Origin of the sequence: Streptomyces sp. NBC_00038, from assembly GCF_026343635.1 — a bacterium.
Taxonomy (GTDB): domain Bacteria; phylum Actinomycetota; class Actinomycetes; order Streptomycetales; family Streptomycetaceae; genus Streptomyces.
In genome coordinates this window covers 3,760,345-3,774,243 of sequence record NZ_JAPELQ010000001.1, presented here as the reverse complement: position 1 = coordinate 3,774,243, position 13,899 = coordinate 3,760,345, and the positions used below count along the sequence as shown (strand labels likewise).

The window sequence follows — 13,899 nt, the reverse complement described above, 5'->3', positions numbered from 1 at the left end:
CTGCCACGACGCAGTGAGAGGAGTTCCGATGTCGCGCAGTGTCTGGCTTCCGCTGGGAGCGGTGGTCCTTGTGGTGAACGCGGTGCAATGGGTCGTAGCCGAAGCGATCAGCGCGGCGGCCTGGACCGATCCGCCCTACAGCTACGCCACGAACTACATCAGCGACCTCGGCGTACCCGACTGCGGTACGCAGTTCCAGGGCCGCGAAATCTGTTCTCCGGCACATCAGTTGATGAACGTGTCGTTCATGGCCGAAGGGATCCTGTTCGCGGCCGGGGTGCTGCTGCTGGCCGGCCTGGTCAGGGGCCGCGCCCGTCGCGTCGTCGTCGCCCTCGCGGTCGCGCACGGTGTGGGCATGGTGCTGGTCGGGTTGTTCCACGGCTCCGGGGACGGCGCGAGCTCCGGTCTGGCCATCCATGTCGCGGGGGCGGCGATCGGCATTCTGTGCGCGAACACGCTGGCGATCATGGCGGGATCACTGCGGAGCCTCGGGCTGCCGCCGGCGTACCGCGTCTTCAGCGTCACCGTCGGCGTCCTGGGCCTGCTGAGCGAGGCTCTCGTGGGCCTGTCGGCGAGCACGGCAGGGGTGTTCGAGCGCGGCGGTGTCTACTCGTGGCTGCTGTGGAGCGTCGGTACGGGCGCGCTGCTCCTGGTCAGCCGCCGGAGCAGCCCCGCGATGGTGGAGAATGCCTTGGCGTGACCCCGGAAACGCATCGCCCGCTGCGAGCGGACGCGGAACGAAACCGTCGGCTGATCATGCAGACGGCAGACCGCATGTTCGCGCAGCGGGGACCCGCCGTCACCCTCAACGAGATCGCGCGTGAGGCGGGCGTCGGAGTAGCCACGGTGTACCGGCGCTTCCCGGACCTGCAGATGCTGATCGACGCACTGTTCACCGAACGGTTCACGGAATTCCTCCAGCTCGCGACAGCGGCCGAGCAGCAGCCGGACCCGGGGCGGGCGCTGCGCCACTACATGACCGAGGCGGCGCAGTGGCGGGCCCGGGACCGGGCGCTGGAGTTCGTCCTCGCCAACGCGAGCATCGACGCCCGGCCGATCGCCGAGATGCGCGACCACCTGGGCCGCCTGGTAGACGGTCTGGCGGAACGGGCGGTGGCAGCCGGCGCGGTCCGCGAGGACTTCGCGAGCGCCGACGTGTACGCCTTCTTCTACATGATCGGCGCAGTCGCCGACCGCACCCAGGACGTCGCCCCCGACGCCTGGCGCCGCTACGCCGAGGTCCTGCTGACGGGCTTCGGCCTGGCGGAGGCCCCGGCAGCGCACACCTCCGCCATGACCGACGGCCAGCTGCGCCGGGCCTGGCCCAAACCCTCCGTGCGGCCGCCGGACGACGCCGGGCAGGGACGGACGGAGTGATCGCCGGACGCCGAGGAGGGGCCGCCGGAGTTCCGGCGGCCCCTCCTCTCCCCTCCTGATACGACCCCGGTCCGTCACTACCGGGGCAGCACCACGACATAGGCCGCCGGATCGCGGTCGTTCGACGCCATCAGGGCGGTGCGTACGACGGTGGCCTGCTGTTCCATCGAGTCGCGCAGCTTCTTGGGGGTGATGTACACGACGGTGATGCCCAGGCGCTCCAGGTGCTCGCGCTTGCGGGCGTACTCCGACCAGAGGGCGTCCTCGTCCTGGCGGGGGGCGCGGGTGTCGAGCTCGACGGCCACCGCCTGCTCCGGCCAGTAGGCGTCGAGGCCGCCGAGGTGGGGGCCGCCGGGGAGCCGGAGGTCCACGTTCCAGACGGGGTCGGGGAGGCCGTGCTCGCCCACCATCCGGTACAGGCGGTCCTCCGCGATCGAGCGGCCCTCGGCGAGGAGAGAGTCAACGGCGTCCACCACGTGGGGGCGCGAGAGCAGCCGGGCCTGGGTCAACTCCCGTACGACAGCGGCCGGTTCGCAGTGCCCGGCGCGTACCGCCTCGGTCAGCAGACGGCGTACCGCGTTCGCGTCCGACAGTTCCGCGACGGCGTCGGCGAGGGCGCGGGGGACGGGGGCGACCGGGACGCCGGTGACGTACGAGGGGGCGGGGAGGGACGGCGTACGGACGATGCGGACGCAGCCGGTGGAGCGGAGGCGGCGCAGGCGGGGGACCATGACGTCGATCTTGTCGAGGGAGAGCAGCGGGGGCGCCGAGGTGAAGCCGTGCAGGGTCAGCGCAGCCAGGCCGGTGATCAGGACGTCCGTGTAGGGCTGGGCGGCGTGCGGATCCTCGGCGCCCGGCTGGACGGGGATCGCGGGGACCGGCTGTGCGGGGGAGCGGGCGGCGAACATCAGGACCGCGTGCAGGCGTTCCTCGGAGGTGGGCGGGCCGGGGTGCAGGAGGTAGACGCCCGGGAGGAACTGCTGCCAGGGGCCGCCCGGCCGGCACTGCTCGTTGGTCTCCGCGGCCGTCACGCCGTTCGCCCGCAGCTGCGCGGTGGTCAGGACGCGCCGCTGTACGTGGGACAGGTGACGGAGGGGGCGGGGGGAGTGGGAGAGCGGGGTGTTGTGGTTCATGACCCGGGGTTTCCCGCTCTGGATCCGTCCTCTAACCGCTGTTACACGCCCGTCGACAAATCCGGACAAGCCAGCACTAAAGTACGGGCGTTCGACTGCCGAAAGGCGCTGGTCCAGATGGGGAGTAATAGGGGTTACGGCTCTGAATACCTGTATTTCGTAACCACCGGGGGCGCGGATATTTCTTAACCACCGGGGTGCCGGTATCCCGCGACCGCTGAGGCACTGGTGTTCAGCGACCACTGAGGGCACCGGCGGAACCGGTGCCCTCGGGGTCGCTTCAGTCGCCGCAGTCGTCAGCCCGCGGCGGCCACATCACACGCCTGCCCGCGCAGGGCCCGCGCCAGATCGTCCCGCGCCTCAAGGACCAGCCGGCGCAGCGCGGGCGCCGCGCTCTCGTGTGCCGCCAGCCACGCGTCCGTCGCGTCCAGGGTCTCCTGGGAGTCCTGGAGGGAGGGGAAGAGACCCTTCACCACGTCCATCGCGATCTGGATGGAGCGGTCCGCCCAGACGCGCTCGATCGCGTCGAAGTACTTCGCGGCGTACGGGGCGAGCAGCTCGCGCCGGGACGGCTGGTCGAAGCCCGCGATGGTCGCCTCGACGAGGGCGTTGGAGAGCGCGTCCGACTCGACCACGGCCGCCCAGGCCTGTGCCTTGACCGCCGCGGAGGGGCGGGCGGCGAGGCAGCGGACCTGGTGGCGCTTGCCGGACGCCGTGTCGTCGCGGGCGAGTTCGGCGGCCAGCCTGGACTCGTCGGCGATTCCGTGCGCGGCCAGCGGTTCCAGGAACGCCCAGCGCAGCTCCTGGTCGACCTCCAGGCCGTCGATCTTCGCGGTGCCCTCCAGCAGGCCTCCCAGGAGCTGGAGATCGGCCGCGCCTGATGCCACCCTGGCGAAGAAGCGGGCCCAGGTGAGCTGGTGCTGACTGCCGGGCTCCGCGAGCCGCAGCTCCTTCAACGCGCCCTCGGCGAGCAGGCGTTCGCCCTCCGTGCGCCAGTCCGGCGCCGCGTAGAAGGTGAGCGCGGAGTCGGCCCAGGCGTGCAGCATCTGCAGGACGCCGATGTCGGACTCGCGTCCCGCGAAGCGCAGCACCAGGCCGATGAAGTCGCGGGCCGGCATGAGTGCGTCACGCGTCAGATTCCACAGCGCCGACCAGCACAGGGCGCGCGCCAGCGGGTCCGTGATCTCGCCGAGCCGCTCGCGCAGCGTGGCCAACGAGCCCTCGTCGAAACGGATCTTGCAGTACGTCAGGTCGTCGTCGTTGACGAGGACGAGCTCGGGGGCTTCGGCACCGACCAGTTCGGCGACGATCGTGCGGGGGCCCTCGACGTCCACCTCGGCGCGCGCGTAGCGCTCCACGGCGCCGCTCGGCGTACGCCGGTACAGGCCCACCGCCACCCGGTGCGGGCGCAGTTCGGGGTGCGACTCCGCTGCCTCCTGGAGTACGGCAAGCTCGGTGATCCGGCCCTCCGCGCTCAGAATCACCTGCGGGGTGAGGGAGTTGACCCCGGCGGTCTGCAGCCACGCCCGCGCCCAGGTCGCCAGGTCGCGCCCGCTGGTCTCCTCGAGCACCGACAGTAGATCGCCGAGGCGCGTGTTGCCGTACGCGTTGCGCTTGAAGTAGCGGCGCGCGCCCTCCAGGAACGCGTCCTGGCCGACGTACGCGACGAGTTGCTTCAGTACGGAGGCGCCCTTGGCGTAGGTGATGCCGTCGAAGTTGAGTTTGGCGTCCTGGAGGTCGCGGATGTCGGCCGTGATCGGGTGGGTGGACGGGAGCTGGTCCGCGCGGTAGGCCCACGCCTTGCGGCGGTTGGCGAAGGTGATCCAGCCGTCCTTGAAGCGGGTCGCACCGACCAGCGAGAACGCGCCCATGAAGTCGGCGAAGGACTCCTTGAGCCACAGGTCGTCCCACCACTCCATGGTGACGAGGTCGCCGAACCACATGTGCGCCATCTCGTGCAGGATGACGTTCGCCCGGCCCTCGTAGGACGCCTGAGTCACCTTGCCGCGGAAGATGAACTCCTCGCGGAACGTGACCAGTCCGGGGTTCTCCATCGCGCCGAGGTTGTACTCGGGCACGAACGCCTGGTCGTACTTCCCGAACGGGTACGGGTAGTCGAAGTGCTCGTGGAAGAAGTCCAGGCCCTGCTTGGTGACGAGGAAGACGTCGTCGGAGTCGAAGTAGGGCGCCAGGCCCTTGCGGCACATCGCGCCGAGCGGGATCTCCAGCGTCGTACCGTCGGCGAAGGTGCGGGAGTAGCTGTCGGTCACGTAGTGGTAAGGGCCGGCGGCGAAGGCGGTGATGTACGTCGAGATGGGCTTGGTCTCCGCGAACTGCCAGACACCGTCGGTGAGTTCACCGACCCCGTTGCTCCAGACCGTCCACCCCTCCGGGGCCCGCACCTCGAACCGGAAGGGCGCCTTGAGGTCCGGCTGCTCGAAGTTGGCGAAGACGCGCCGCGAGTCGGCGGGTTCGTACTGCGTGTACAGGTACACCTCGCCGTCCTCGGGGTCGACGAAGCGGTGCATGCCCTCGCCGGTGCGGGAGTAGGCGCACTGGGCGTCCACGACGAGTTCGTTGTCGGCCGCCAGGTCCTCAAGGAGGATCCGGGTCCCGTCGAAGACCTCGCCGGGATCGAGATCCTTGCCGTTGAGGGAGAGCGCCGTCACGCTCGGCGCGATCAGGTCGGCGAAGCTGGTGGCGCCCGGCTCGGCGGAGCGGAAGCGGATGGTGGTCACCGAGCGGAAGGTGCGCGGTGCGCCCTCGGTGGCCTGGCCGGTGTCCTGGTCCCCGACGGCGGATCGCAGGTCGAGGGACACCTCGTACCCGTCGACGGACAGCAGTGCCGCCCGTTCCCGGGCCTCGTCGCGGGACAGATTCTCACCGGGCACGGGGGCACTCCCTCAGGGCTGGTCGGACGGGTTGGTTCGGACGGTTGGTACAGGGCCGATCCTGTCATGTGCCCCTGACGCCGGGCACCCGGGAATGGCTCGGGTGGCCGGTGGTGTTGCCCTCGGAAAGACCACTTTCCGAGGAGACCCATGCCCGAGCAGACGGCCCAGACGAGTTCCGGTTCCGGCAAGACCCCCGTCGACTTCTGGTTCGACCCGCTGTGCCCCTGGGCCTGGATGACCTCGCGCTGGATCCTGGAAGTGGAGAAGGTCCGGGACATAGAGGTCCGCTGGCACATCATGAGCCTCGCGGTGCTGAACGAGCCGAAGCTGGACGAGCTTCCCGAGGAGTACCGGGAGCTGCTCGCCACCAAGGCCTGGAAGCCGATCCGTGTGGTGACCGCCGCCTGGCAGAAGCACGGCGACGACATACTCGGCCCGCTGTACACCGCGCTCGGCACCCGAATCCACAACCAGGGCGAGGGCCCGACCGTCGAGGCGATCGCCGCCGCGCTCGACGAGGTCGGCCTTCCGGCCTCCCTGCTCGACTACGCCGACCAGGAGAACTTCGAGTTCGACGCCCAGCTGCGCGCCTCCCACAAGGAGGGCATCGACAAGGTCGGCCAGGACGTCGGCACGCCCGTCATCGCCGTCCCCGGCGCCGACGGCGAGCAGATCGCCTTCTTCGGTCCGGTCGTCACCCCGGCCCCTCAGGGCGAGGCCGCGGCCCGGCTGTGGGACGGCACGCTCCTTGTGGCGTCCACGCCCGGCTTCTACGAGATCAAGCGGTCGCGGACGGCCGGCCCGGACTTCAGCAACCTGTAGGGCCTGTCCGGCGGATCAGGTCGCAGGAAAGCGACGGCGCCTAATAAGCCCAGGTGAGCGGGGTGTGGTGCGTGCAGCTGCAAGGCGGAGGAGGGAGTCGACGCGGAGCGTCGGCGACCGACGACAACGCGGCAGATGGGCGTGCCACACCCCGCGTCTGCGACATGATCCGCTGGACAGGCCCTAGCCCTCACTCGGCGGCGGGGATCCGCAGCTCCTCGGGCAGGGTCCCGCCGTCGCTGCTCTTGCCCCGCCGCTGGACTCGGCGGCAGCCCTCGTGGGCGCAGCGGATATAGGCGTCCACATTGCTTTGCCCGGTGACCTCTCTGGCCGCCGCGCGCTCCGCGTCACCCTCCAGCCGACGGAAGTCCCGCATCTTCCCGCAGTTCCGGCACCACTTGTACGGCATGTACGCCTCCTTGTAAGACGCCCGGGTGCCGCGAGCCTAGGGTTTTTTCGCCCCCTCCGCCCCTGCCCGTCCCTTGTTTCTGGGGCTCCGCCCCAGACCCCGCTCCTCAAACGCCGGAGGGGCTGAATCTTTCCCCGGCCGGCGCTAGAAGTCTTTAGCCCGTCCGGCGTTTGAGGACGAGGCCGTTCAGGCCGAAAGCGGGGGTCTGGGGGCGGCAGCCCCCAGGTACGGGACGGGTAGGGGCGGAGGGGGCGAGGAAACCCGGCGATCACCCCTCACCACACCTCCACACCCTGGATACTGCGGCTTCATGAGTACGTCCCCAGGGTCAACGTCGACCCTTCTCCTCGCCCGGCACGGGCAGACCGTCTGGCACGCCGAGAACCGTTACGCCGGGGTGAGCGACGTCGCTCTCACCGACGAGGGCCGGGCCCAGGCGGAGGCCCTCGGCCACTGGTCCGCCGCCCACCGGGTCGACGCGGTCTGGACGTCGACGGTGTCCCGCGCCGCCGCGACGGCAGAGCCCGCCTGCAGGGCCCTCGGCCTCACCGCGACCCGCGAACCGGCCCTGAGGGAATGCGACTTCGGCATCCTGGAGGGCCGCACCCTGGCGGAGTTCGAGGCCGAGAACCCGGCCCGGGCGAAGGCGTTCCGGGCGGACCCGGTGGCGTACCCCTTCCCGGAGGCGGAGGACCCCCGCACCGCGGCCGCCCGCGGCGTGAGGGCCCTGCGCCGCATCGCGACCGCCCACCAGGGCGAGCGCGTCCTGGTCGTCGCCCACAACACCCTGCTCCGCCTGGCCCTGTGCTCGCTCCTGTCGATCCCCCTGGGCGAGTACCGCCGAGTGTTCCCGCACCTGCGCAACGCGGCGATCACAGAACTCCGTATCGACGCAGGCGACAAGAGCGATAGGAGCGACGGCAGCGGCGACAGGACCGTCGCCCTGCTCTCACTCAACGTGCCGTGCGCGTAAGGAACAAGGGAAAGCCCCCGCGAGTCACGTCCTCGCGGGGGCTTTCCTTCCATCCGCCTGCCACGTGAAGGTTGAGAAGACGATCACGAGCAGGACGCTTCATATCTGCCTCAGGGCGTCAGCAGCAACACATCCGCGCGGGACCTCGCCGCCGCGTAACGCCGCGCCACGTCCTGCCAGTTGACGACCTGCCACATGGCCTCGATGAAGTCGACCTTCTGGTTCCGGTACTGGAGGTAGAAGGCGTGCTCCCAGGCGTCGAAGACGAGGACCGGGACCGAGCCCTGGCCGACGTTGCCCTGGTGGTCGTAGACCTGCTCGACGACGAGATGCCCGCTCAGCGGCTCGTACGCGAGGACGCCCCACCCGGAGCCCTGCGTGGTCGCGGACGCCTTCGTCAGCTGGGCCTTGAACCCGGCGAAGGAGCCGAACGACTCGGTGATCGCGTCCGCCAGCTCACCCACGCCGTCTGCGGCCAGCGGTTCGCCGCCGCCCTCGCCAGTCATGTTCTGCCAGTAGATGCTGTGCAGGATGTGGCCGGAGAGGTGGAAGGCGAGGTTCTTCTCCAGCCCGTTGACCGAGCCCCACGACTCCTTGTCACGCGCTTCCGCGAGCTGCTCCAGCGTGTCGTTGGCCCCCTTCACGTACGCCGCGTGGTGCTTGTCGTGGTGCAGCTCGATGATCTCGGGGCTGATCACGGGCGCGAGCGCGGAGTAGTCGTACGGCAGCTCGGGAAGTGTGTAGACGGGCATGGCGGGTCCCCTCCGACCTCTTATTGCAATCTATGTGCAACTACACGCTAGCAACAAAAAGGCCCTCGCGTGACGCATGCGAGGGCCTTTGCGCAGTTGAGACGTGCAGTTGAGGGGTGTCAGCCGCGAGCGGCGCGCGCCTTCTGCCGGGCGTATCCGACCGCCGCCAGCGCCACCGTCATTCCGCCCGTCGAGTAGAGCTGCACCCGCGTGTCCGGCTCCCGTGCCATCAGGACGAAGATGCCGGCCATCCCGGCGAGCGCCACCCATGTCAGCGCCGGGAACAGCCACATCCGTACGACCAGCTTCTCCGGCGCCTCGCGCTCCACCTTCCGCCGCAGCCGGAGCTGCGAGACGGCGATGAAGATCCAGACGACGAGGATGACCGCGCCGATCATGTTGAGGAGCCAGGGGAAGACGTCGTCGGGCCGCCAGTAGCTGAGCAGCACGCACACGAAGCCGAAGACCGACGACGCGAGGACGGCGACGCGCGGGACCCCGGCCGAGACCCGGCCCAGCGCCTTCGGGCCCTGCCCCCGCTCCACCAGCGAGTATCCGATGCGCGAGGCGCCGTAGATGTTGGCGTTCATCGCGGAGAGCAGGGCGACGAGGACGACCACGTTCATCAGCTGGGCGGCGCCCGGGATGCCCAGGTGGTCGAGGGCGGCGACGTACGGGCCCTTCTCGACGACCTCCTTCGAGTCCCACGGGACGAGCGTGACGATGACCGCCATCGAGCCGATGTAGAAGAGCGCGATGCGCCACATCGCCGTACGGACCGACCGGGCCACACCCTGCACCGGGTTCTCCGACTCGGCCGCCGCGATCGTCACGGTCTCCAGACCGCCGTACGCGAAGACGGACGCGAGCAGGCCGATGACGAGCCCCTCGCCGCCGTTCGGCAGGAAGTCGGCCAGGTTGGCGGTCCCGGGGGAGTCCGTCCCGGGCAGGACGCCCGCGACGGCGAGTACGCCGAGGATCAGGAAGAGGCTGATCGCGCCGACCTTCAGTGCGGCGAACCAGAACTCGAACTCGCCGAAGTTCTTCACCGCGGCGAGGTTCGCGACGCAGAACACCACCATGAAGAGGGCGACCCAGGCCCACTCGGGGGTGCCGGGCAGCCAGCCGGTGACGATCTTCGCGGCGCCGATGCCTTCGAGGCCGACGGCGGTGCACAGCAGGATCCAGAAGGACCAGCCGGCGGTGAAGCCCGCCCAAGGGCCGATCGCGCGCTCGGCGTGCGCCGAGAAGGAACCGGAGGACGGGTACGCGGCCGACATCTCGCCGAGCATCCGCATCACCAGCATGACCAGCAGGCCGCTCACGGCGTACGCGATGACGATCGAGGGTCCGGCGGCGGCGATTCCGGCGCCGGAGCCGACGAAGAGGCCCGCCCCGATCACACCGCCGAGCGCGATCATCGACAGGTGGCGCTGCTTGAGGCCGTGGGAGAGGGAGACGCCCGTGTCCGGGGAACCGGGTGGGGCGTCGAGGGTGGTGCGGGGCATGGGCGCGGCTCGTCCATTACGTGAGACGGGGCAAAAACGCCGCCAGTCTGGGCGGCCTCTCCGGTCGGACGGAGCGGCCGCCCAGCATGTGGACGAGAGCGATGCGGAGGGTGAAGCTCCGGTTACCCGACTTCGGTGACCGAGGTGTAGTGCGAGGCGTCGCCCGTGATCGAGTAGCTCTCCTTGCCCTCGATGCCGACCGGTACGTCACCGGCGACGGTCACGCGGTGCAGGCGGCGGGGCTGTCCGTCGTAGTTGTCGATGGCGTAGTGCTGGGTGATCCGGTTGTCGAAGAGGACCAGCTGGTTCGGGGACCAGCGCCAGCGCAGGATGTTCTCCGGCCGGGTGACGTACGCCTGGAGGATGTCGAGGATCTTGCGGGACTCGCCCACCGACAGGCCGATGATCCGCTGCGCGAACCCGCCGATGAACAGCCCGCGTTCACCGGTCAGCGGGTGGACCCGGACGACCGGGTGGGCCGTACGGAACTTGATGGACGTGAACTGGGCGCGCTGCTCGGCCTGTTCCTCGTCGATCTGCTCGTCGGGCACCGCGTAGTCGTAGTCGTTGGTGTGCTCGGCCCACAGGTTGTCGGCGAGTTGGCGCAGCGGCTCGGGCAGGTCGCGGTAGGCGGCGGCGGAGTTGGCGATGAGGGTCTCGCCGCCGTACGGCGGGATGGTGATGGAGCGCAGGGTGCTGGCCTGGGGCGGGTTGAGGACGAAGGTGACGTCGGTGTGCCAGTGGTTGGCGCGGCCCCGCTCGCTGTCCACGGGCAGCACGTTCGGGGCGCCGTCGACCGCGGGCACGGTCGGGTGGGCGGTGGTGAGGTCGCCGAACTGGCGGGCGAAGGCCTGCTGGCCCTCGTCGTCCAGGCCTTCGGCGTCGAAGACCAGCGCCTTGTGCTCGTTGAGGGCGGCACGGACGGCGGCGATGGTCTCGTCGTCGAGGGGCTTGGCGATGTCGATGCCGGATATCTGGGCGCCGATGTTCGCGGTGACCTTGCGGATCTCTATCTCGGACATGTGCGGGTCCTTTCCAGGAGGGGATGCGCGCGGGTGCCTTGAGCGGGCGGTTCTGTGGGTGCCTTGAGGGGCGTGTCAGTAGGAAGCGAGTGCCGGGACGGCGGCGTACTGATTGGCCGGCCGCGGCAGCCCGTACCGCTCCCGCAGCGTCTGCCGCGGCCCGTACTCCGTACGGAGCAGACCGCGGACGCGCAGGATCGGCACGACCTGGTCGACGAAGAGTTCGAGGCCGGACGGCAGCACGGCGGGCATGATGTTGAAGCCGTCCGCGGCGCCGAGCCGGAACCAGTCCTCGATCGCGTCGGCGATCTGCTCGGGCGTGCCCGCGAAGGTCAGGTGCCCGCGCCCGCCCCCGAGCCGGCCGATCAGCTCGCGGGCGGTGAGCCGCTCGCGCCGGGCGAGTTCGACCACGAGCGTGTAGCGGCTCTTGGCGCCCTCGATGGCGCTCTCCGGCGGCAGATCGGCGGGCAGTTGCGCATCGAGTTCGAGCGTGCCCGGCTCCAGGTGAAGCAGGTGTTCCAGGCGGTACAGCCCGTGCTCGTACACGATGTGGTCCTCAAGAACCCGCTCGTGTTCGCGCGCCTCGGCCTCGGTCGAGCCGATGACCGGGACGATGCCGGGCAGGATCTTGATGTGGTCGGGGTCCCTGCCGGTGGCGCTCGTACGGGACTTGAGGTCGGCGTAGAAGTCCTGCGCGTCCTTGAGGGTCTGCTGCGCGGTGAACACCGCCTCCGCGTACCGGGCCGCGAAACGCTTGCCGTCCTCGGAGGACCCCGCCTGCACGAGGAGCGGGTAACCCTGGGGCGTGCGGGGGACGTTGAGAGCGCCCTCGACGCTGAAGTACGTCCCCTTGTGGCGCGGCGGATGGAGCTTCTGCTCGTCGCCCCAGACACCCGTCACCTTGTCGCCGACGACCAGGTCGTCCTCCCAGCTGTCCCAGAGCTTGAGCGCCACGTCGAGGAACTCGGCGGCACGCTCGTAGCGGGTGGCGTGGGCGGGTTCGTCGTCGAGGCCGAAGTTGCGGGCGGCCTCGGCACCGGCGGTGGTGACGATGTTCCAGCCGGCCCGGCCGCCGCTGAGGTGGTCGAGGGAGGCGAATCTGCGGGACAGGTTGTAGGGGGAGTTGTAGGAGGTGGAGGCGGTGGCGATCAGGCCGATGTGCCGGGTGGCGGTGGCCAGCGCAGTGAGCAGGGTGATCGGTTCGAGGGTGCCGGACGGGCGCTGGCCGACGCTGTTGAACAGCACCGGGCCGTCGGCGAGGAAGAGTGAGTCGAAGGTGCCGCGTTCCGCGATACGGGCGAGGTTGACGTAGTGCGCGAGGTCGACGCTCGCGTACGGATCGCTCTCGGGCAGCCGCCAGGAGGCCTCGTGGTGCCCGGTGTTCATCAGGAAGGCGTTCAGGTGAAGCCGGCGTTCAGTGGTCATTTGTGGTCCTCCGTGACGCCAAGGGCGGCGAGCAGCTGCTCGCGGTACTCGCCGAGCAAGGGGTCGCGATATGAGCGGGGATGCGGGATGTCGACGGTCAGATCGAGGCCGATACGCCCCTGGTCGAGCACGAGCACCCGGTCGGCGAGCACGATCGCCTCGTCCACGTCGTGCGTGACGAGCAGCACGGAGGGCCGGTGGCGCTCCCACAGCTCGCGCAGCAGGACGTGCATCTTGATCCGGGTGAGCGCGTCCAGGGCGCCGAACGGCTCGTCGGCAAGGAGGAGTTCAGGATCGCGGACGAGCGAGCGGGCCAGCGCGGCACGCTGCGCCTCACCGCCGGACAGCTCGTTGGGCCAGGCCCTTTCGCGGCCCGCGAGGCCCACCTCGGCGAGGGCCGCGCGACCGCGTTCGGCGGCCTCCCTGCCGTCCGCGCCGAGCAGTACGTTGTCGAGGACCCGGCGCCAGGGGAGCAGCCGGGAGTCCTGGAAGACGACCGACACCCTTTCCGGGGCGGTCAGTCGGCCGCTTCCGACGACGGTGTGGTCGAGCCCTGCGATGGCGCGCAGCAGTGTGCTCTTGCCGGAGCCGCTGTGTCCGAGCAGGGCCGTGAACTGGCCCGCCGGAAGGTCGAGGTCGATGTCGTCCAGGACGGTGCGGCCCTCGAAGGAGCGGGTCAGGCCCCGGAGTTGGACGGTGGGCGTCTTCTGAGTGGACGTCAGTTGCTCAGCGTGCGTCGCCATGACAGCACCCTCCGTTCGATGAGACGGACCGCGCTGTCGGAGACCAGACCGAAGACCCCGTAGATCAGCAGGCCGACGAGGATCACGTCCGACTGGCCGTAGTTCTGGGCCTGGAACATCATGTAACCGAGGCCGTTGGTGGCGTTGATCTGCTCCAGGACCACCAGGGACAGCCAGGACCCGGTCACCCCGAGCCGCAGTCCGACGAAGAAGCCGGGCAGCGCCCCGGGGATGACGATCTGTCGGATGAAGGCGACCCTGGACAGCCCCTGGACCTCGGCGAGTTCGACATAGCGGTGGTCGATGCCGGACAGTGCGGAGTGCAGGTTCAGATAGATCGGGATGTAGACGACGATGGCGATGATCGCGATCTTGAAGGTCTCGCCGATGCCCAGCCAGAGGATGAACAGCGGGATCAGACCGAGGGTCGGGATGGCCCGGTTGAGCTGCACCGTCCCGTCGATCAGCGCCTCGCCGACCCGGCTGAGCCCGGACGCGAGCGCCAGGACCACCCCGGCGGTCAGCCCGAGGGCGAACCCGTATCCGGCGCGCTCCAGAGAGGTGAGCACATCCGTGGGGAGCGTGCCGTCGGTCCACAGATGACCCGCGGTGCTGAGGACCGTCCAGGGCGCCGGTATCGCGCCGGGGTCCAGCTGCCCGGCGGCGGACGCGGCGGCCCAGAGGGCGAGGACCAGGGCGGGGCCGATGACGCGGGAGGCGGGCAGCCGCTTGCCGGGGGCGAGCCCGCGGCGCCGCCGGGTACGGGCGGGTTTCTCCGTGACGGCAGCGGGTGCGGTGGTGGCGGCGGTCAGCGTGCTGGTCGTGGTCGTGGTCATGGCGG

13 protein-coding genes are annotated in these 13,899 nt (G+C 70.0%); 4 read left to right on the top strand and 9 right to left on the bottom strand.

Annotated features, from left to right (window positions below; all coding sequences use genetic code 11):
* Positions 1-28: 28 nt before the first annotated feature.
* Together OG219_RS17130 and OG219_RS17125 are read left to right on the top strand one after the other, a co-directional pair.
* The gene (locus tag OG219_RS17130) at positions 29-700 is read left to right on the top strand and encodes a DUF998 domain-containing protein (RefSeq protein WP_266827484.1); all 672 of its coding nucleotides are present in this window, start codon (positions 29-31) and stop codon (positions 698-700) included.
* A 56-nt stretch (positions 701-756) separates the two neighbouring features.
* A complete protein-coding gene (locus tag OG219_RS17125) occupies positions 757-1,377 on the top strand; it encodes a TetR/AcrR family transcriptional regulator (RefSeq protein ID WP_266827482.1) in 621 nt (206 codons plus the stop codon).
* A gap of 77 nt (positions 1,378-1,454) precedes the next feature.
* Here OG219_RS17125 and OG219_RS17120 read toward each other — a convergent pair whose 3' ends face one another.
* Entirely contained in the window at positions 1,455-2,510 is a 1,056-nt protein-coding gene (locus tag OG219_RS17120; RefSeq protein ID WP_266827480.1) for a hypothetical protein, read from the bottom strand.
* Between the two features lie 296 nt (positions 2,511-2,806).
* Positions 2,807-5,401, bottom strand: coding sequence for an aminopeptidase N (gene pepN / locus OG219_RS17115; RefSeq protein ID WP_266827478.1), 2,595 nt, complete (start codon positions 5,399-5,401; stop codon positions 2,807-2,809).
* Between the two features lie 150 nt (positions 5,402-5,551).
* On the opposite strand from pepN, the gene OG219_RS17110 reads away from it, so the two are divergent.
* Positions 5,552-6,226, top strand: a complete 675-nt coding sequence (locus OG219_RS17110) for a DsbA family protein (protein ID WP_266827476.1) — start codon at positions 5,552-5,554, stop codon at positions 6,224-6,226.
* A gap of 190 nt (positions 6,227-6,416) precedes the next feature.
* Here OG219_RS17110 and OG219_RS17105 read toward each other — a convergent pair whose 3' ends face one another.
* Positions 6,417-6,635, bottom strand: a complete 219-nt coding sequence (locus OG219_RS17105; protein WP_266827474.1) for a hypothetical protein — start codon at positions 6,633-6,635, stop codon at positions 6,417-6,419.
* 310 nt (positions 6,636-6,945) lie between these two features.
* On the opposite strand from OG219_RS17105, the gene OG219_RS17100 reads away from it, so the two are divergent.
* Entirely contained in the window at positions 6,946-7,608 is a 663-nt protein-coding gene (locus OG219_RS17100; RefSeq protein WP_266827472.1) for a histidine phosphatase family protein, read from the top strand.
* 110 nt (positions 7,609-7,718) lie between these two features.
* On the opposite strand, the gene OG219_RS17095 is transcribed toward OG219_RS17100, so the two are convergent.
* The 6 genes from OG219_RS17095 to OG219_RS17070 all read right to left on the bottom strand — a co-directional run bounded on the left by OG219_RS17095 (position 7,719) and on the right by OG219_RS17070 (position 13,894).
* The gene (locus OG219_RS17095) at positions 7,719-8,360 is read right to left on the bottom strand and encodes a superoxide dismutase (protein WP_266827470.1); all 642 of its coding nucleotides are present in this window, start codon (positions 8,358-8,360) and stop codon (positions 7,719-7,721) included.
* Between the two features lie 119 nt (positions 8,361-8,479).
* Positions 8,480-9,868: an amino acid permease gene (locus tag OG219_RS17090; RefSeq protein WP_266827468.1), complete on the bottom strand. Its 1,389-nt coding sequence runs from the start codon at positions 9,866-9,868 to the stop codon at positions 8,480-8,482.
* 122 nt (positions 9,869-9,990) lie between these two features.
* Positions 9,991-10,890, bottom strand: coding sequence for a TauD/TfdA family dioxygenase (locus OG219_RS17085; RefSeq protein ID WP_266827466.1), 900 nt, complete (start codon positions 10,888-10,890; stop codon positions 9,991-9,993).
* Positions 10,891-10,965: 75 nt separating this feature from the next.
* Positions 10,966-12,315 carry an LLM class flavin-dependent oxidoreductase gene (locus OG219_RS17080; RefSeq protein ID WP_266827464.1) on the bottom strand — a complete coding sequence of 450 codons (1,350 nt, stop codon included), beginning with the start codon at positions 12,313-12,315 and terminating at the stop codon, positions 10,966-10,968.
* A complete protein-coding gene (locus OG219_RS17075; RefSeq protein ID WP_266827462.1) occupies positions 12,312-13,058 on the bottom strand; it encodes an ABC transporter ATP-binding protein in 747 nt (248 codons plus the stop codon). The genes OG219_RS17080 and OG219_RS17075 overlap by 4 nt, the downstream gene beginning before the upstream one ends.
* Positions 13,034-13,894 carry an ABC transporter permease gene (locus OG219_RS17070; protein ID WP_266827460.1) on the bottom strand — a complete coding sequence of 287 codons (861 nt, stop codon included), beginning with the start codon at positions 13,892-13,894 and terminating at the stop codon, positions 13,034-13,036. Before OG219_RS17070 ends, OG219_RS17075 begins: the two co-directional genes overlap by 25 nt.
* Positions 13,895-13,899 lie beyond the last annotated feature (5 nt).